Source organism: Neisseria sp. P0021.S006, from assembly GCF_051956895.1.
This window is the reverse complement of record NZ_JBQCWZ010000793.1, coordinates 1-658: the sequence shown is the minus strand read 5'-3', so window position 1 is coordinate 658 and position 658 is coordinate 1. Positions and strand designations below refer to the sequence as shown.

Below are 658 nucleotides of genomic sequence, written 5' to 3'. Positions count from 1 at the left end.
ACGATGCAGCGGTCGAGCGCTGCGGCCAATGCTTGGGCAAATTTGTTCATGGAGTTGGCAAAGAGATGATTTGGCATGATTTTACACGATTCGCCGCTTTTCCGCACGGATGTGTGCCGGGGCGGTTTGATGGTACAATGTCGGTCGAGCGCCGTCAGGTTTGAACATGACGGCTTTTGATTGTTTATCGGCTTGAGGGACGCAAGAAACAATGAGCCAAAATAAAAAAGTTGCCGGTGTAGCCTTTTTATTTTGTTTCACTGCGGATGAGGCGTATTTTCGGGCTGTTTTTTGAAAGTATGGAATGAAACCTGATTTGCTCAAACAGCAGGCGCATCGAGCGATTCAAAAGCGTCTGGGCTATGAGTTCCGCAATATGGAGCTGCTTCAGCAGGCTTTGACCCACCGCAGCTACAATGCCAAACACAATGAGCGTTTTGAATTTGTCGGCGATTCGATTTTGAACTATTCCGTGGCGCGGATGTTGTTTGACGCGTTTCCGAAATTGTCGGAAGGCGAGTTGTCGCGGATGCGTGCGGCTTTGGTGAATGAAGGCGTGTTGGCTGAAATTGCGTTGGAAATGAATGTCGGCGACGGTTTGTATTTGGGTGCCGGCGAGTTGAAGAGCGGCGGTTTCAGACGGCCTTCGATTTTGGCC

At 50.0% G+C, this 658-nt stretch carries 1 protein-coding gene; it reads left to right on the top strand.

The annotated features are described in order from the left end of the window. Positions 1-304 precede the first annotated feature (304 nt). Positions 305-658: ribonuclease III family protein (locus ACTHUM_RS17140; RefSeq protein ID WP_440403574.1), on the top strand; the 354-nt coding region annotated here is incomplete at its 3' end.